This is a genomic window from Psychromonas ossibalaenae ATCC BAA-1528, assembly GCF_000381745.1.
Lineage (GTDB): Bacteria > Pseudomonadota > Gammaproteobacteria > Enterobacterales > Psychromonadaceae > Psychromonas > Psychromonas ossibalaenae.
The window spans coordinates 1-17320 of the sequence record NZ_KB906989.1 but is presented as its reverse complement, the minus strand read 5'-3'; the positions used below and the strand labels follow the sequence as shown (position 1 = coordinate 17320).

At 41.2% G+C, this 17320-nt stretch carries 16 protein-coding genes and 1 pseudogene; 13 read left to right on the top strand and 4 right to left on the bottom strand.

The features are described from left to right. Positions 1-10: 10 nt before the first annotated feature. Together pspC and pspB are read right to left on the bottom strand one after the other, a co-directional pair. Positions 11-403 (bottom strand): envelope stress response membrane protein PspC, encoded by a 393-nt coding sequence (gene pspC / locus G327_RS0112180; RefSeq protein ID WP_019615060.1) that lies wholly within the window; start codon positions 401-403, stop codon positions 11-13. Beyond that, a complete protein-coding gene (gene pspB / locus G327_RS0112175) occupies positions 400-621 on the bottom strand; it encodes an envelope stress response membrane protein PspB (RefSeq protein ID WP_019615059.1) in 222 nt (73 codons plus the stop codon). The genes pspC and pspB overlap by 4 nt, the downstream gene beginning before the upstream one ends. A 313-nt stretch (positions 622-934) precedes the next feature. Here pspB and G327_RS0112170 point away from each other — a divergent pair, with 313 nt between their 5' ends. After that, complete coding sequence (locus G327_RS0112170; protein WP_019615058.1) at positions 935-1243, top strand: hypothetical protein; 309 nt, start codon at positions 935-937, stop codon at positions 1241-1243. A 160-nt stretch (positions 1244-1403) separates the two neighbouring features. On the opposite strand, the gene G327_RS0112165 is transcribed toward G327_RS0112170, so the two are convergent. Continuing rightward, positions 1404-1595 carry a hypothetical protein gene (locus G327_RS0112165; RefSeq protein ID WP_019615057.1) on the bottom strand — a complete coding sequence of 64 codons (192 nt, stop codon included), beginning with the start codon at positions 1593-1595 and terminating at the stop codon, positions 1404-1406. A 184-nt stretch (positions 1596-1779) separates the two neighbouring features. On the opposite strand from G327_RS0112165, the gene G327_RS0112160 reads away from it, so the two are divergent. The 12 genes from G327_RS0112160 (at position 1780) to G327_RS0112105 (ending at position 16795) form a co-directional block, all read left to right on the top strand. Then, a complete protein-coding gene (locus tag G327_RS0112160) occupies positions 1780-2649 on the top strand; it encodes an AraC family transcriptional regulator (RefSeq protein WP_019615056.1) in 870 nt (289 codons plus the stop codon). 123 nt (positions 2650-2772) lie between these two features. Continuing rightward, the gene (pepT, locus tag G327_RS0112155) at positions 2773-4011 is read left to right on the top strand and encodes a peptidase T (RefSeq protein ID WP_019615055.1); all 1239 of its coding nucleotides are present in this window, start codon (positions 2773-2775) and stop codon (positions 4009-4011) included. Continuing rightward, positions 4005-4241 carry a DUF3389 domain-containing protein gene (locus tag G327_RS0112150; protein WP_019615054.1) on the top strand — a complete coding sequence of 79 codons (237 nt, stop codon included), beginning with the start codon at positions 4005-4007 and terminating at the stop codon, positions 4239-4241. Before pepT ends, G327_RS0112150 begins: the two co-directional genes overlap by 7 nt. A 79-nt stretch (positions 4242-4320) precedes the next feature. After that, positions 4321-5103 carry a ribonuclease H family protein gene (locus tag G327_RS0112145; RefSeq protein WP_019615053.1) on the top strand — a complete coding sequence of 261 codons (783 nt, stop codon included), beginning with the start codon at positions 4321-4323 and terminating at the stop codon, positions 5101-5103. Between the two features lie 342 nt (positions 5104-5445). Beyond that, a complete protein-coding gene (locus G327_RS0112140) occupies positions 5446-6801 on the top strand; it encodes a glycoside hydrolase family 30 protein (protein WP_019615052.1) in 1356 nt (451 codons plus the stop codon). Between the two features lie 379 nt (positions 6802-7180). Then, positions 7181-8824: an ABC transporter substrate-binding protein gene (locus tag G327_RS0112135; protein ID WP_019615051.1), complete on the top strand. Its 1644-nt coding sequence runs from the start codon at positions 7181-7183 to the stop codon at positions 8822-8824. 53 nt (positions 8825-8877) lie between these two features. Then, complete coding sequence (locus G327_RS0112130; RefSeq protein WP_019615050.1) at positions 8878-9852, top strand: ABC transporter permease; 975 nt, start codon at positions 8878-8880, stop codon at positions 9850-9852. A 9-nt stretch (positions 9853-9861) separates the two neighbouring features. Further along, the gene (locus G327_RS0112125) at positions 9862-10842 is read left to right on the top strand and encodes an ABC transporter permease (RefSeq protein WP_019615049.1); all 981 of its coding nucleotides are present in this window, start codon (positions 9862-9864) and stop codon (positions 10840-10842) included. Then, positions 10839-11795 carry an ABC transporter ATP-binding protein gene (locus G327_RS0112120; protein WP_019615048.1) on the top strand — a complete coding sequence of 319 codons (957 nt, stop codon included), beginning with the start codon at positions 10839-10841 and terminating at the stop codon, positions 11793-11795. Before G327_RS0112125 ends, G327_RS0112120 begins: the two co-directional genes overlap by 4 nt. Positions 11796-11805: 10 nt before the next feature. After that, positions 11806-12789 carry an ABC transporter ATP-binding protein gene (locus G327_RS0112115; protein ID WP_019615047.1) on the top strand — a complete coding sequence of 328 codons (984 nt, stop codon included), beginning with the start codon at positions 11806-11808 and terminating at the stop codon, positions 12787-12789. A gap of 116 nt (positions 12790-12905) precedes the next feature. Beyond that, positions 12906-16361: a hypothetical protein gene (locus G327_RS0112110; protein ID WP_019615046.1), complete on the top strand. Its 3456-nt coding sequence runs from the start codon at positions 12906-12908 to the stop codon at positions 16359-16361. 8 nt (positions 16362-16369) lie between these two features. Then, positions 16370-16795: a hypothetical protein gene (locus tag G327_RS0112105; RefSeq protein WP_019615045.1), complete on the top strand. Its 426-nt coding sequence runs from the start codon at positions 16370-16372 to the stop codon at positions 16793-16795. Between the two features lie 201 nt (positions 16796-16996). On the opposite strand, the pseudogene G327_RS27190 reads toward G327_RS0112105, so the two are convergent. Next, positions 16997-17320 (bottom strand): annotated as a pseudogene (locus tag G327_RS27190) (IS4 family transposase); the annotation flags it as partial.

Sequence of the window (17320 nt, the reverse complement as noted above, 5' to 3'; positions counted from 1 at the left end):
GGGTAATAGATTATTGTTTTTTTGTAAATTCACGATTCATTTTAAAGTCAAAAGAGGTAACGTAAGCCTCCATCTGCTGAATGTTCTTGTCCATATCTTCAAATTCACGACTTACATTTTCTAATATCTGCTCAGCTGATCGGCCTGCCTGCCATGATTTCTTCTTAATATTGTGTGCCTGATAAATACTTTGGCGCCATTCACGTTTTTCCGGCATTTTATTTGATATAAAATAAGCCGCGATATAAGCGATAATGACCAGTAATCCAGCCGAGAATAAGAATGCGGATACGACAATAAGCCGTACCAGCCAGATTTCAACGGAAAAGTATTCTGCTATTCCTGCACAAACACCGCCTAATTTAGCGTTTTTAGGATCGCGATAGAGTTTTTTTCTGCTCATTTTTCTCTCCACTGCGGCGCTTCATTATCCAGGATCTGCTCTAACGCTTTAATGCGCTTCTGCATCTGTTCTGTACGATTAATTAGCGCCTGCAGGTGCTCCTGATCTTTCTCTGATAAACCTTTATTGGTCTGTTTGCGGCTGCGGTACTGCAAGATCAGCCACAGTGGCGCGACAAAAATTAAAAATATGCTCAGGGGGACCACAATAAAATCCATAGGTATTCCTTAAATAATTTAAACAAACAGGTATTACTTATTAATATACACGGCAGTGATGAAGTTATCATTGTTGTTATTATTTTTGTTATCAAATTTATTATAAATAGAATGGATATTTTGCGGCTCAGGCTGAGCGGGAAAATACAATTCTGTAATCCGGATACTTGAAAAACACTTTTACTAAACTATTTGATATGGAAATGTACTTTTTTTGTAAAAATAATTGCAAAAATTGTAGCAAATATCCGCAATAAGAGCTTTAATTACTACGGAGTTTTAGTATAAATTATCTTTTGTATGGAGGTTTATTGTGAAAAAACCGTTACACAGCAGAGTGTTTAGCTATAAAGAGTTGTCTTCAAAGGGGCTGATAGCAGATTTAAAAAAAGCTGCCGGCTGTGAGATAAAAAGAGTGTGTCGTATATCCTGTGGTAACTGTCCTAATGTAACAGCAGGAATAAAACTGGATGAGGTCATGATTGTCGGGCTGGCATCTTACTCAGTAATAATTACAGACGCAGAATATGATGATCTTAATATATTTCTGAGTGCCGATAATATTGATGACTGGCTTCATTACCATCATCTTACCCCCCGAAAAATTGCCCTTACTTCGTAGTCTCTTATGAATTATGCACAGGGAAGTGTAGGCCTGCCTATCTGTAAACAGGCAGATGTAAATAACCATTAAAAACCACAAACAAATTAATAATCAGTGCTGTTATTGGAGTCTAATCGTAAAAATAATTAACCACCGGCACTTTTTACTGTTATTTGATTCACTTATTCTCCCTTATTAGATCTGTATGCAGTTGTTGAGTTACATCTTTTTCATAGTCCTGTACTGAACTGTACCCGAATGATCGCCATAAGCCCGGGTAGTTGACTCCATATGTTTTTATGACCAGCAGCAGGCAGTTTCTGCGGTTTTGTGTGATATGACGCTTAATATAAGTGCTTAATGATTTCATCAATTTCTCCTTGGTGTTGTTGATGCCTTGACTGTAACCATAAGTGCAGAGTTAACTAATAGTATTCTGCACAATATAAATACTATTCCGTCATTGCTTTTCAATATCTGTATCTTTAAGTACTATTAGGGTATTAACCAATACTATTCAAGCATGCTGGGAAGGCTGAAATCGGGACTGAAAAATGAAAGCAACAATTGAAAAAGTGCCGCAGCGGTTAGGTATGTCCTGGCGTTATAAAAAGATCACCGAGTCGGATAAACCCTGCGACTGGCATTTTCATCAGGAGTTTGAGCTGGTGCTGCATCGCCACTTTACCGGTCAGGTCTTTATCGGCCATTATCAGGGTAATATTGAACATAATCACCTGCTCCTGATTGCTCCGGATATAGCGCATACGTTCAACTCAATAGGAAATACCGGGAAGCACTGTGAAACACATGTTTTCTGGTTCAAGCGCCGCTGGATTGAAGATATGATGTTCAATTGTGTGGAGCTGAGAAAACTGGATGCGTTATTAAAACGTGCTCAAAAAGGGCTTTTATTTTCTGCTGCAACGGCGGAAAAGGTATTTGAATTAGCAGATAAAATGTTGAATATTTCTGCTATCGGCCAGTTAACAATATTACTGCAGGTACTGGATACGCTGTGTAATGACAAAAACTGTAAAAGCTTATTGTCTTTTTCGGCTGCCCCAAAAAACAAGCTGGATAAAACTGAGAAAGAAAAAATAGAAAAAATCTGTTGTTACATCGAAGATAACTTTCATAACCCTATCAGACTCAGCGATCTTGCGGAGTTTATGTACAGCAGTGAAAGTACTATTCATCGAATTTTTGAACAGCATTTTAGCGAGAACTTTGGAACGTACCTGAAAAAATTGAGGTTAAACCATGCTGCGGAGTTGCTTACATCATCAAACTTTGCGGTTAGTTTAATTGCTGAAAAAGTTGGCTATCGAAATCAGGCTAATTTCAACCGTCAGTTTAAGTTATATAAAAACCTTACTCCACGCGCTTACCGCAGTGAGTTTAAACTAGCGGTTAAGGTATAAAAATACAGTGCACAGAGTTTGAACGGCTGCCTTTAAACACCGCTTAACCTGATTTACCGCAATATAATTATCTGTAATATAAGCAAAAATGAATATCACTCAATTAATAGAAGAACCTCTCCCATGCAAAATCTTATTCAGCGTTTCCTTAATTATGTTTCTGTTGATACTCAGTCCGATCATACATCTGCAGACTGCCCAAGCAGCCGCGGGCAGTTCAAGCTTGCTGAAATGCTGAAGCAGGAATTAATCACCCTTGGGCTTAGTGATGTTGTGCTTGATGATAAGGGCTATTTAATGGCAAAACTGCCGGCGAATATTGATTATGATGTTCCTGCTATTGGTTTTATTGCACATATGGATACCGCACCTGATGCTTCGGGAGAAAATGTTCAGGTGCAGGTTGTTGAGCATTATCAGGGCGGGGATATAGTTTTAGGTACTAGCGGGCATGTTCTGTCGCCGGAGCAGTTTCCCGATCTTAATGAACTGCACGGCCAGACTCTGATAACAACGGACGGTACAACTCTGCTAGGAGCGGATAATAAAGCCGGTATTGCTGAGATTATTACTGCTGTGGTGACCTTAATTCAGAGACCTGAAATCAAGCATGGTGATATATGTATTGGTTTTACGCCGGATGAAGAGATCGGCCGGGGCGCGGATCTGTTTGATGTTGAAAAATTTGGTGCTGAGTGGGCCTATACGATTGACGGCGGGCCGCTTGGTGAGCTGGAATATGAAAACTTTAATGCATCATCTGCGGTTGTGACCTGCAATGGGGTGAATGTACATCCAGGAACGGCAAAAAATAAAATGGTTAATTCAATGACTATTGCCGCTGAGTTTATTTCAAAAATGCCGGCTGAGCAGACGCCGGAAGCAACAGAGGCTTATCAGGGTTTTTTCCACTTAACGGATATGAAAGCGTCTGTCGCTAAAACTGAACTAAACTATATTATTCGTGATTTTGATGCGCAGCAGCAGCTGTCACGTATTGAATTCATTAAGGGATTGGCTTCTGATATTAACAAGGCTCAGGATAAAGGCTCTGTTGAGATAACAGTCACTGAAAGTTATCGTAATATGCGTGAAAAAGTTGAACCGTTTGCCCATATTATTGAGTATGCACAGCAGGCTATGATAGCTTGTGATATTAAGCCGGATATAAAACCTATTCGCGGCGGAACAGATGGTGCGCGATTGTCATTTATGGGGCTGCCGTGTCCGAATATTTTTACCGGGGGTTATAATTTTCACGGTATTCATGAATTTGTCAGTGTTGATGCGATGCACAAAGCTGTTGAAGTAATTGTTAAACTGGCTGAAATAACTGCTGAATCAGAGAAACCGGTATGCTGATTAATTTCACTCAGGGAAAAATCATTGCTAATAACCGTGAAATCATGATCAAGCTGAGCGGTGAAGCAAGAATTACTCTGCAGGCTCAGGTTGACGAAATAACCCTTATCGGTGGCGCTAATGTTATCACTGCTGTCGGTAGCGGTATAAGCTGGTCTTTATGTTTGGATGGTAGTGAGCAGTTACAAAGCGTTGCACAGGAAACCGGTGTCGCGATTGAATATCGCTGATTTATCTTTTTGAGAGGCGCAGTTTCTTTTCTACAATAGCAGTCTGAATTGAGTGCCTCGAAGAGTTTGGAAGTTAAAAATGGCAAAAAAATATTATGTAGTATGGAAGGGCAGAGAAACCGGCATTTTTACTGACTGGGAATCGTGCAGAAAGCAGGTGGATAAGTTTAACGGTGCAAAATATAAGTCCTTTAAAACATCAGTAGAAGCGCAGGCTGCTTTTAATGGTAAATCTTTTAGCGCGCCTGCAGATAATAACCGTACCTCAGGCGCTTCCGGAATTCGGAAAAAAACATCTTCTCAGGCTGTTAAAACTTATACAGCAGGTGAAATTGCTGCTATGCTAACGGATACAAAAATATTCACCGACGGGGGCTGTGAGCCAAACCCAGGTGAAGCGGGCTCCGGTATTGCTGTATATCGTGATAATGTTTTGGATCAGCTGTGGTATGGTTTATATAACCCGCAGGGGACCAATAACACAGCAGAGCTGAATGCTTTACATCAGGCTTTGCTGATGGCTGAAGCTGAAATTGGTAAAGGCAGAACAGCGGTCATTTTTTGTGATTCACAATATTCTATTAAGTGTATCAGCCAATGGGCGGTTAACTGGCAGAAGAACGGCTGGAAAAAGTCCGGCGGTGAAATCAAAAATCTGAAGCTTATCCAGAAGATGTTCGCGTTGTATCTGCAGTTAAAAGACAAGGTTCAAGTGCTGCATGTGAATGGTCATGTCGGTGTTGAAGGTAATGAATTAGCTGACCGGATGTCAATATTAGCGATTGAAAGCAAAGAATGTGCTTTTAATCGCTATACTGAGGAAGTTAATATACAGGCTGTTTTAGCAATGAGAAACGGCTAAATATAGTATCGTTCTCGTTGAGTAAAAAAGAAATGTTCACCTGAAATAGGTGAACATTTTCCGGTTTTTAGTCCGAGTGTAAGGCTTTAAGACTAACATTAGCAGCACCTTTAGTATAAAACACTCCTCCTGTATTAAAGCTCCCAAACGATGTTTCCAACAGCCATTTCATACGATTTCATCGTGTTATTTATCGATGGTGATTATTTCTTCCTCATTTTTAGTGTGGCTTTGTATGAATATAAAGTGTGATGAAGATCTTTGTAAGCGCTTTCTTTTGTGGTTTTGAATAATTGATACTTTAAACTGCCTCTACTTTTGCATTGGACTCTTGGAGAAATAATGAAACTTTACCAGACAGTTAAAGGCAGTAATTTACTTTTGAGTGAAACAGAACTCGTTGATCTGCACGAAGGTTATGAGCAGGAGGATATAACTACTTACACTGATGCAGGTGAACTGCATAAGATCTATATGGATGAATCAAAGACTTTTCAGGAGTGGGAAGGGTTTGGCGGTGCTTTTACCGAGTCTGCTGCTGATGTCCTTAATAGAATGAGTCCTGATAAGCAGAAGCAGATGATGGAAGCATATTTTCATCCGCACAAAGGGATCGGTTATAACTTCTGCAGAACCCATATCAACAGTTGTGACTTTTCTTTAGGAAACTGGGCATGTTGTGAAATAGAAGATCCACAACTGAAAGGTTTTAACCTGGAGCGGGATAAGCTGCAGATTATTCCAATGATTGAATGGGCTAAGCAGTTGTCTGGAGAAGAAATAACACTCTTTTCCTCTCCATGGAGTCCTCCTGCATGGATGAAGACTAACGGGCAGATGAATAATGGCGGAAAATTAAAAGATCAGTACCGTCAGGCATGGGCGCTCTATTATTGTAAATATATCAATGCGATGCAGGCTGAGGGAATCACAATATCTGCCCTGACAATACAGAATGAGCCGGCGGCGACTCAGGTATGGGACTCATGTGTATATACTTCGGAAGAAGAGCGTGATTTTGTTCGTGATTATCTTGGTCCGACTTTGGAAAAACAGGGTTTAGGGCATATCAAATTAGTCTGCTGGGATCATAATCGCGCAGAAGCCTATGATCGGGCTCAGAAAATGTTTGATGATAAAGCCGCCTGTAAATATGTCTATGGTATCGGTATTCACTGGTATATGGGTGACAACTATCAGAATCTGAAGTTGATCAATGATGTCTATCCGGATAAAAAAATATGGTTTACCGAAGGCTGTCAGGAAGCGGGGCCTCATATTGGCGACTGGAAGGTCGGCGAACGTTACGCACACTCAATTATTAATGATTTGAACCATAATACATCCGCCTGGTGTGACTGGAATCTTTTTCTTGATGAAAGCGGCGGACCAAATCATGTTAATAACCTATGCAGCGCGCCTATTATTGGAGATACGGTTAACAATCAAGTGATTCTGAACCCCTCATATTATTACTTTGGTCATTTTTCAAAATTTATAAAGAAAGGTGCAAAGCGGATAGCTGTGTGCAGCACAACAGACGTTATCGAAACAACCGGCTTTATTAATCCTGACGGACAAAAGGTCATTGTTGTGTGCAATAATTCACAACAAAGTTTGATCTATGCGCTGCATAATATAAATAAGGGCTGTTATATCTCTCTGCCTGCAAGATCTATTCAGACTGTGGTTATTTAATTCTTACTAGCCAAAAGCTCTTGAAACCCTAAGTTCAGGAGCTTTTTAGCAATATCAGAAGTGCAGTTTACCTGCCTCTTTCCTACCCATATCGGCAACACCTATTAAATTTATTTAACACATTGATTATTCATCTTTAATTTTAATTACTAATAAGCACAAAAGACGGTACTGAGAATAGGCTACTATTATGTAAGTGTGATCGAAGTACAGCTTTCTAATAAATCAGGTTGCTCCAGTGGTTTTCGCAGCATAGTATCACCTCAAGAAAGCGCTTTCTTTGCCGGATATTTAAATTTACGAGACTGAACAGTATTTGTTCATACGACGAAAAGTAACCGCTTTCTTCTGGTTATCTTAAATTAAAAAGGACTATTTAATGCGTAGTAAAAAGATTTTAGCATCGATCGTATGCGGCTTGCTGGTATCAGCAAACGGTGTTATGGCTGAAGAGATTAAACAGGGTGGAACATTAACCGTTCCTATTATAAATACTGGTTTCGTTGAGAACTTCAACCCATATACAAGCGGCGGACTGTTTGAAGGCGTGCTGTATGAGCCGCTGATGGTTTTTAATAACATGACCGGTAATGTTGAATACCGTTTAGCAGAGTCTGCTGAATATTCGCAAGATTTGAAAACCATTACTGTTAAGCTTCGTGACGGCCTGAGCTGGTCCGACGGTAAAGCGTTAACGGCCAAAGATGTGGCATTCAGTTTTACAATGACTAAGGCGACACCTGCATTTGACCAGAAAGCGATCTGGACAACCGGCAACCTGCAGAGCGTCACAGCGACGGATGCTAAGACAATTGTTTTTAAATTGAACAATGCAGATTCGACATTTATCTGGGGTCTGCCTAAATATCATATCTTACCTGAGCATATCTGGAGTAAAGTTGCAGATAAAGACTTACCAACCTTCACTAATCCAAATCCTGTCGGCAGCGGCCCGATGACTGATATCAAATATCTCAAACCGCAGCAGATGCAGCTTTGTCGTAATGCAAATTATTACCTGCCTAACCGCCCGTATATTGACTGTATAACATTCCGTTCATACAACGATAACTCACAAGTGCAGCCTGCATTAATGAAAGGTGAAATTGACTGGGGCTCTAACTTTATTGCTGATATTGATAATACTTTTGTGGCCACTGATCCTAAAAATAATCATTACTGGTATCCGGCTAATGATGCGATTCATCTTTATGTAAATACTAAAGAAGCACCTTTTGATGATTTGAATGTGCGTAAAGCCTTGTCAATGGCACTGGATCGTGAAGAGATTGTTGATATCGCCGCTTACGGTTATCCGACAGCTAACTTCAATGCTGCTGGTATTGCTGAACTTTACGGACCCTATATCAGTAAGGATGTAACCGCAAAGTACAAGGATATTACTAAATTCAATCCAGAAAAAGCCAAGCAGCTGCTTGATGCTGCAGGTCTTAAAGATCTTGATGGAGACGGATTCAGAGATATGACAGACGGCAAAAGAGTTGAATTTGACATCAATGTTGTAAACGGCTGGACCGACTGGATTCAAGTAGTACAGATGGTTACTGAGTATTATGAAGAAATTGGTATCAAAGCAAACGTTAAAACTGTTGACTGGGCTGTTTATGACAGCGGATTAAAAGACAGTGATTACAAAATGTCAATTAACTGGTCAATGGTTGCGACAAATCCGATTGAGGCTTATCAGGCATATTTCTCAACGTCACAGATAGGTAAAAGCTGGCATGCAGGTCACGGCGTGCATTCTCCAGAAATAGATGCATTGATTGACAGCTTTGGTCTAACAAATGATGCGCAGAAACAGCAGGCTATATTAGATGAACTACAGGAGTTTACGGCGGCAAACTTACCGTTTATTCCATTATTCTCAAATGCAACCTGGTTCCAGTACAGTACTGCGAAGTTAGTCGGCTGGCCGAGCAAGGAAAATCCTTATGTTCAGCCTGTCTGGTATGACGGCGGCAAGCGTAACTTGATTATCAATAATCTTCACCTCAAGTAACCTAGTTCTATCAAAAGAGCCGCGCTGCGGCTCTTTAACAATTGGAAAAAATTATGAGTTTCTTATTACGCCGACTTAGCTTTTATTTCACTGCTTTCCTGATAGCAATTTCATTTAACTTTATGCTGCCGAGAATGATGCCCGGTGACCCTATTGATGCGTTGTTCGCTGCTGCACAAGGTAAAATGGATCCTGCCCAGATGGATGCGGTAAGAGAGATGTATGGTTTTGTAGACGGTAATGTTTTTGAACAATACCTCTCATACATGCAAAGTGTTTTCACTCTTGATCTTGGACCGTCAGTGTTGATGTTTCCTATCGATGTTACAACCGTTGTCGGTATGTCGCTGCCATGGACTATGTTCTTAGCATTAGGCTCATTAATTGTCGCTTTAATTCTTGGGGTGACAATCGGAACTTATTCATCATACCGGCGCGAAGGATTCTTCGGACAGTTTGTCCCGCCGTTTTTAGCTTTTATTAGTAATTTCCCATATATCGTAACAGCACTGCTGCTGTTTTACTTTTTCGGCTTACAGCTGGAACTTTTACCGCTTGCATATACTTATGACCCGGCAATAGATCCTGGGTTTACTCTGGAATTTATCGGCAGTGTTGCAAAACATGCGGTTTTACCGATGGGCTCAATGATTTTGGTCGGCATTGCCACCTGGGTATTTAACATGCGTAATGCAATGATCAATGTTCTTGGTGAAGATTACGTGACCATGGCTGAAGCAAAAGGATTAAGCAGTTTTCGAGTGATGTACCGCTACGCAGGCCGCAATGCAATCTTACCGGTAGCCACTGCCATTGCGATGGCGATTGGTTTCTCTTTCGCAGGGTCAATTATGACCGAGGTAGTCTTCAACTATCAGGGCCTGGGAAATATTCTGCTTAAAGGCATTATGGCACGAGATTATCCGCTTATTCAGGCAATCCTGCTGATTCTTGTTTCTGCAGTGCTTACCGCCAACTTTGTAGCCGATCTGCTTTATGTGTGGCTTGATCCTCGAATTTCTAAATAAGGTATAGATATGAATAACTCAATTACATCAGATGCAAATGCACCTGTACCGGGCCATAAAAGCGAGTTTAAAAAGAAATGTCACTCTGCATGGATAAAAACTAAAGCATTTTTTCACGGTAACCCGCCTGCCATTATTGGTGTGTCTTTAATGACCGTAATTCTTCTTGGTGCTTTATTTGCACCGGTACTGACGACACATAACCCTGAGAAACGTGTTGCCCGGCCGCATGTCGCACCAAATGCTGAGCATGTACTGGGATCAACGCGAAATGGTCGAGATGTATATAGTCAGGTACTTCACGGGGCAAGGAAATCCCTCACTGTTGCACTTTTTGCCGGCATTATCGCAATGACTATCGCGATTGCAGTCGGTGTTACATCGGGTTATCTAGGCGGTAAGATTGATGAGTGGATGAACTTTGTCACAAATGTGTTCCTGGTATTTCCGCAGCTGCCCCTGTTGATTGTACTGGCTGCCTTTCTCGGGCAGGTTGGTTCGATGGTGATTACGGTACTGCTCGGTGTTACCTCCTGGCCGTGGGGGGCAAGGGTAATACGCTCACAAACGATGGCCATTAGAAACAAAGAATTCATAATTTCTGCGGAAGTGATGGGGGAGTCGAAAATACGCATAATTCTAGTTGAAATTCTACCTAACTTAATCTCCATTGTGTTTGGTGGTTTCCTCGGCACAGTAATCTACGCAATGGGCGCCGAAGCGGGTCTGGGGATTTTAGGTTTAGGTGATGCAACAGAGGTAAGCTGGGGGTCAATGCTCTACTGGGCACAGGTTTCTTCGTCTTTATATACCGGCGCATGGTGGGAGATGCTTGTTCCTGCAATTGCGTTAGCGTTAACGGGCGGTGCACTCGCGTTAATCAATATGTCGATTGATCAGGTCAGTAATCCAAAACTGAAAACGGGTCCGCATATGAAGTTATGGAAAAAAATGAATAGAGAAACAATGAAACGTCGAGGTCTACTATGAAAGAAGCACTGTTAGAAATTAATAACCTGTGTGTTGATTACGTTTCTGCAAATGGTGTAGCAAGAGCAGTTAACAACGTTAGTTTAACGATTGCTCCAGGTGAAACATTAGGCATTGCAGGGGAATCGGGCTGCGGCAAAAGTACCTTAGCATTTGCAATAACACGTTTACATAAAGCGCCGGCACTGATATCTGAGGGAGAAATCATTTATAACGGTCGTGATGTTTTAAAAATGTCCGATAAAGAGCTGCGTGATTTCCGCTGGAATGATGTTTCCATTGTTTTTCAAAGTGCAATGAATTCATTAAACCCGGTTATTACTATTGGTGAACAGCTTACCGATGTAATCGTAGCCCATAAAAGAATCAGTTTTAAACAAGCAGCTGTAAAAGCCAAAGAGTTGCTGGGTATTGTAGGGATTCATGGTGATCGTCTGAAAAGTTTCCCGCATCAACTTAGCGGCGGCATGAGGCAGCGTGTTGTTATTGCCATTGCATTAGCGCTGGAGCCTAAACTGATCATTATGGATGAGCCGACCACGGCTTTAGATGTGGTCGTAGAGCGTGAAATTTTAAATGAATTATATGATTTAAAAGAAAAGTTTGGATTTTCAATATTATTTATCAGTCATGATTTAAGTTTAATGGGGGAAATTGCAGATCGCATTGGTGTTATGTATGCGGGCAATCTGATTGAAATCGGTGATGCTAAAACAGTATTCAGCAAGCCCTCTCATCCTTATACCAAAGGTTTGATTGCATCATTTCCGACTATTCACGGGCCGAAAGAGCGTCTCTACGGAATACCAGGCGATCCGGTTAATCTGCTGCGTTTACCTACCGGTTGTAATTTTCAGGACCGCTGTGCAGACTGTATGGATATCTGTAAGAAAGAAGATCCGCTGCTGGCTGAGCTGAATGTGGATTACCACGCTGCATGTCACAAATTATAAGGAATCAATGATGGATACGACAAATAATCCTGAAGTAGTGCTTTCAGTCAGAAATATGATTAAAGATTTTCCGATTGGACAATCAAGCAGTAAAAACAGTTATATGCGTGCGGTGAATGATGTGTCATTTGATCTGCGCAAAGGTGAAGCACTGGCAATCGTAGGTGAATCCGGCTCTGGTAAGAGTACCGGTGCCCGTGTTTTAACACGTATTTATGAAAAAACCGGCGGCGATATTATCTTTAAAGGAAAACCGCTGCAGCAGTATATTGATGATCACGGTACGTTGGAATATGCACGTCAGGTGCAGATGATCTTCCAGGACCCGTTTGGATCACTTAATCCAGTACATTCGATTTATCATCATATTGCGCGCCCTCTGCTTATTCATAAGCGTGCAGATAAAAAAGTAATCGACAAGCTGGTCTATGAGCTGCTTGAATTAGTGGGGTTGTTTCCTGCTGTTGAAACGGCTGAAAAATATCCACATGAGCTTAGCGGCGGGCAAAGACAGCGTGTTGCTATTGCACGCGCACTAGCAGTAGATCCGGAAGTTATTTTAGCCGATGAACCGATCTCGATGCTCGATGTATCTGTTCGTTTAGGTATTTTAAACTTAATGGCCGATCTTAAAGATAAGCACGGTATTTCGTTTATGTATATTACCCATGATATTGCAACGGCAAGATATTTCGCCGAAAAAACGGCGGTTATGTACGTCGGGCATATGGTTGAGTGGGGAAACAGCGACAAAGTCACGCAGACACCACAGCATCCTTATACGCAGTTACTGCTCTCTGCTGTACCGGAAGCAGGTCAAAGCGGTCGTCGAGAGCTGGGTGCTAAAAAAGGCGAAATACCAATGTGGAAGCCGGACACTAAAGGCTGCCCGTTTTCAGCGCGTTGTCCTCGTGCATTAGACTGCTGTAATGAGAGCTTCCCTGAAGTCACTCAAATAGCAGATGATCACTTCATCCGATGCCACAACATTTAAGTTGTAAATTTTATATTTTAATTTTGTGTGCTTACACAGATCACCTGGTTTATCTGTATTAGGTACCTGTTTTTTTTGCTTTCAAAAGAAAGCGCTTTCTTGGTTTAGGTTTAATTATGACAAACGAAAATAGTAACAATTCATCGATCCATATATCGGGGAAATTTGTTTCCATAGACGGGGATAAATACTACCAGATCAAAAATGCGGATCAGATGAATCCATTTTTTATCAGTGTTGTATCGGCAAGTGATCACTGGTTGTTTATTTCATCCAGCGGCTGCTTATCTGCGGGTAGAGTCAGACCGGAAAATGCACTGTTTCCATATAAATCAGTGGATTATATTCATGAGAGTGCGGAAAATACCGGTAGTAAAACAATTGTTAAAGTACTCACAGAAAACGGCGGTAAACAGTGGGAACCGTTCAATCTGCAGCATAACAGTCTTTATCAGGTTCAGCGCAACCTTTATAAAAATGTTGCCGGCGATAAGATTATTTTTGAAGAAATTAACTTTGATCTGGGACTGACTTTTCAATACCAATGGGCAACCAGTGAACAATACGGTTTTGTACGCAGTTCGACAGTAACAAATGATTCTCAGCAGGCTGTTGAATTTGAAATTATTGACGGTATTCAAAATATTCTGCCGCCTAATGCGCCGCTTGCTCTGATGCAGACCAGCAGTGCGTTACTTGATGCCTACAAATGGAATGAATTATTACCAGACTCGACACTGGCAACATACAGTTTATATGCCAAGTTAAGTGACCGCGCAGATCCGGCTGAGTCACTGCGGGCTACAACCGTATTTAGTGTTGTAGAAAACTGCCGGTCTATTTTATTGTCAAGCGAACAGCTTGGTGCTTTCCGTCGTGGTGAGCAGATCAGCAGTGAAACCTTACGCCGTGGTTTAAGAGGCGCATATTTCATTCATAAAAATTGTCAGCTTGATGGTGGACAAGAAAGCAGCTGGCAGATAATCGCAGATATTGATAAAACACATAGTGATATTGTGACGCTGCAGCAAAATCTGCAGGCTAACATTGCAGTTAAGAGTAATATTAAACACTCGATTGAAGCCAACCACCAGGATCTTATTATGCTGATGGCGGGCAGTGATGCTTACCAGAAAACGGCTGAAGAAGAGACAACTGTGCATCACTACGCAAATGTTTTATTTAATAATATGCGCGGCGGCGTGGTTGTTGATCAATACTGGGTAGAAAAGCAGGATTTTGTAAAAACCTTAACCAGCTCAAATAAAGTTGTCGCGCAAAACTGCAGTGCATTTACAGATGCTCTGCCTGAACGTATTGACTACCAGGAGCTGATCACACTTGCAGCTGAGCAGAACGATCCGCAGCTTGTGCGTCTTTGTCATGAATACCTGCCGTTAACCTTCGGCCGTCGTCATGGTGATCCAAGCCGTCCATGGAACCATTTTGAAATTAAACTGAAAGATGATAACGGAGACAGGCTGCTCTCATATCAGGGCAACTGGCGTGATATTTTCCAAAACTGGGAAGCGCTGGGCCTTAGTTACCCTAACTTCATTAAGTCGTTTATTTCTAAGTTTGTTAATGCATCGACTGTTGATGGTTACAATCCTTACCGTATCACCAAAGCGGGGGTTGACTGGGAATTGTTAGAAGCTGACGATGCCTGGAGCAATATCGGCTACTGGGGTGATCATCAGATTATTTACCTTCTTAAATTCTTAGAGTTATCTCAGAAATACCAGCCTCAAGAACTGAATAAGTTATTAACTGCTGAAATTTTCAGTTATGCAAATGTTCCCTATGAAATTGAAGGCGTTGAAAAACTATTTGCTGATGCTAAAAATACCGTTATCTTCAATGATGATAAACAAGCTCTTATCGAGAATCTTGTTAATGAGTTTGGTAGTGACGGGCGCTTATTATTAGATGCGCATAATAATGTTTATATGGTTAACTTAACTGAGAAACTACTCGTACCTCTGCTGGCTAAACTCGGTAACTTAGTGGTAGACGGCGGAATCTGGTTAAATACGCAGAGACCAGAATGGAATGATGCTAATAATGCGATTGTTGGTACTGGTTTATCTATGGTGACCTTGTATTACATGCGCCGTTATGTTGCTTTTTTACAAGAACTATTAAAAGGTAATACGGGTAATGTACAGCTTTCAACGGAACTGGCTGAGTGGGTTGTTAGTACTTCGAAAATCCTGCAGCAGGCTAATGTGCAGCTTGAGCTGGAAAATATCAGCAGTGAAGAACGAAATCAAGTACTGCGTAAATTGGCTGCTGCATCAGCAGACTACCGAGCTGCTGTTTATGAAAACGGTTTCTCGGGGAAAACAAGTCTTGACGGTATTTTCATTAAAGAGATGCTGGCTGCTAGTCTGCAGGTAATTGACCAAAGTATTAAAACTAACCTGCGTAAAGACGGCCTGTACAATGCCTATAATATTATTAACTACACGCCTGAAAGTGTAAATGTTGATCTGCTTTATCCTATGCTCGAAGGTCAGGTGGCAGTTTTGTCTGCCGGTGTATTATCACCTGAGCAGGCTGTTACTTTACTGGATAACTTATATGCCAGCGAAATGTTCCGTGCAGATCAGAATACATTTATGCTTTATCCGGATCGTGATTTATCGCGTTTTGCAGATAAAAACAGTATCGATGCAGCACGTGTACAGGCTAATCCGCTGCTTAAAGCGATGCTTGCTAAAGAGGATCGCCGCGTTATCGAAATGGATGCACAAGGGGCTTATCACTTTAACGCCAACTTTGAAAATGCAGGTGTATTATCAACAGTATTAGATGCGGTTAAATCGGATTATCAGGATATCGAATCAGGAGCTTTAGCTGACGTTTTTGCCTGCTATGAAGAAGTGTTTAATCATCAGGCATTTACTGGTCGTTCAGGCACTATGTTCGGTTATGAAGGTCTGGGCTCTATTTACTGGCATATGGTCTCTAAGTTATTACTGGCTGTTCAGGAAAACTATTTTGCAGCATTGCAGTTAAACCCTGAGTCTGATGCGACACAGAAACTTGCTGAATACTATTACAAAGTACGTGCTGGTATCGGCTTTAATAAAACCCCTGATGTTTACGGTGCCTTCCCGACTGACCCGTATTCGCATACGCCTAAACAGGCTGGTGCTCAGCAGCCTGGCATGACCGGGCAGGTAAAAGAAGAGATTCTGACCCGCTTTGGTGAATTAGGTTTACTGGTTGATGATGGTCAAATTCAGTTCAAACCTTCTCTGCTTAAACCAACAGAGTTTTTATCTGCTGCTGATCAATTCGATTTCATTAACCTTAATAATGAACAGCAGAGTATCAGCCTTACTGCAGGAACACTGGCATTTACTTACTGCCAAGTTCCTTTTGTTTATAAAACAGTGGAGGAAGGGGCCGCTAAGGTAGAGGTGGAACTGGAAAACAATGAATCGCTGCATCTGAACTCCTTATCGCTTAATCCAATGCTTAGCCGCCAGATATTTTCTCGCAGCGGTGGTGTTAAACAGGTTACTGTTTCTATTCCGGAAACGATGTTGCTGAACAGACCTTAGGAGTTACTGTGAATAGTCACCTGTTAGAGGTGTCTGAATTTAATGCGGCGGGATATTCTCCCGTCGTTGATTTTCAGGCATGGCGAGTTGCAATGCTCAATTATATTGATGAGTTAGAAGCTGATAAAATTGATAACTTTCAGTGTCATAACGAAACTGACGAGGTATTTATACTGTTATCAGGCAAGTGCATCTTATTTTGTGCGGAGCTTGATGAGCAGGGTGGTATAAGAGACATAATCAGCTGGGATATGGAGATCAACAAAACCTACAATATTAAGCGCGGTATTTACCATACCCATACACTGAGTGAAGACGGTAAAGTTTTGATTGTAGAAAATAGTGATACAAATGATGCTAATTCACCATCGATTATTATTGATGACAGTGTTCGTCAGGATCTGCTGAAAATAACGACCTCGTTATGGTCGTAATTTTTTAAGTAATACCAAATCCGTTAATTATCTATTCATTTATACTGGTTAAAATGAATGCTAGCTTCGTTATCGATTTTGTAATTAGAGCAACTAGTTACTGCAAGCAATGCCTTGCTTTCATCCATTTTCCCTACGCCTAAATAGATCATTAAATTAGTGGGATTAGTATAATAAAAAGGCAGTTTATCTTAATGCCGTTCACTTAAGGTGAACGGCATTTCTTTTTTTAAGCGGGTAGCCATTTTTTGAACATTTCAATTCTCGGGGGGAACGCCTCTCTCGCCTTGCTGGCAAAACAAATTGTTTCGCACTTTTTGTTATATTCATCACATGCTTTGGGATATTTCCTGGTGAGCAAAATGGCAACATCGTTAACTCGTAGATAATATGCATGGATGCACCATGAAAGCTTAGTTGGTTAGGATGTATTCCATCGAGTGACTTTGCCATTAATACCATTTGATAACGTATTAAGTTATACGCTAATAATATCCCCCATAACTCTTGCTTTACTAATTCAGG

Excerpts from the sequence above, each read along its gene's own strand:
- pspC (WP_019615060.1), bottom strand. The coding sequence starts at position 403 with ATGAGCAGAAAAAAACTCTATCGCGATCCTAAAAACGCTAAATTAGGC.
- pspB (WP_019615059.1), bottom strand. The coding sequence starts at position 621 with ATGGATTTTATTGTGGTCCCCCTGAGCATATTTTTAATTTTTGTCGCG.
- G327_RS0112165 (WP_019615057.1), bottom strand. The coding sequence starts at position 1,595 with ATGAAATCATTAAGCACTTATATTAAGCGTCATATCACACAAAACCGC.
- G327_RS0112160 (WP_019615056.1), top strand. The coding sequence starts at position 1,780 with ATGAAAGCAACAATTGAAAAAGTGCCGCAGCGGTTAGGTATGTCCTGG.
- pepT (WP_019615055.1), top strand. The coding sequence starts at position 2,773 with ATGCAAAATCTTATTCAGCGTTTCCTTAATTATGTTTCTGTTGATACT.
- G327_RS0112150 (WP_019615054.1), top strand. The coding sequence starts at position 4,005 with ATGCTGATTAATTTCACTCAGGGAAAAATCATTGCTAATAACCGTGAA.
- G327_RS0112145 (WP_019615053.1), top strand. The coding sequence starts at position 4,321 with ATGGCAAAAAAATATTATGTAGTATGGAAGGGCAGAGAAACCGGCATT.
- G327_RS0112140 (WP_019615052.1), top strand. The coding sequence starts at position 5,446 with ATGAAACTTTACCAGACAGTTAAAGGCAGTAATTTACTTTTGAGTGAA.
- G327_RS0112135 (WP_019615051.1), top strand. The coding sequence starts at position 7,181 with ATGCGTAGTAAAAAGATTTTAGCATCGATCGTATGCGGCTTGCTGGTA.
- G327_RS0112130 (WP_019615050.1), top strand. The coding sequence starts at position 8,878 with ATGAGTTTCTTATTACGCCGACTTAGCTTTTATTTCACTGCTTTCCTG.
- G327_RS0112125 (WP_019615049.1), top strand. The coding sequence starts at position 9,862 with ATGAATAACTCAATTACATCAGATGCAAATGCACCTGTACCGGGCCAT.
- G327_RS0112120 (WP_019615048.1), top strand. The coding sequence starts at position 10,839 with ATGAAAGAAGCACTGTTAGAAATTAATAACCTGTGTGTTGATTACGTT.
- G327_RS0112115 (WP_019615047.1), top strand. The coding sequence starts at position 11,806 with ATGGATACGACAAATAATCCTGAAGTAGTGCTTTCAGTCAGAAATATG.
- G327_RS0112110 (WP_019615046.1), top strand. The coding sequence starts at position 12,906 with ATGACAAACGAAAATAGTAACAATTCATCGATCCATATATCGGGGAAA.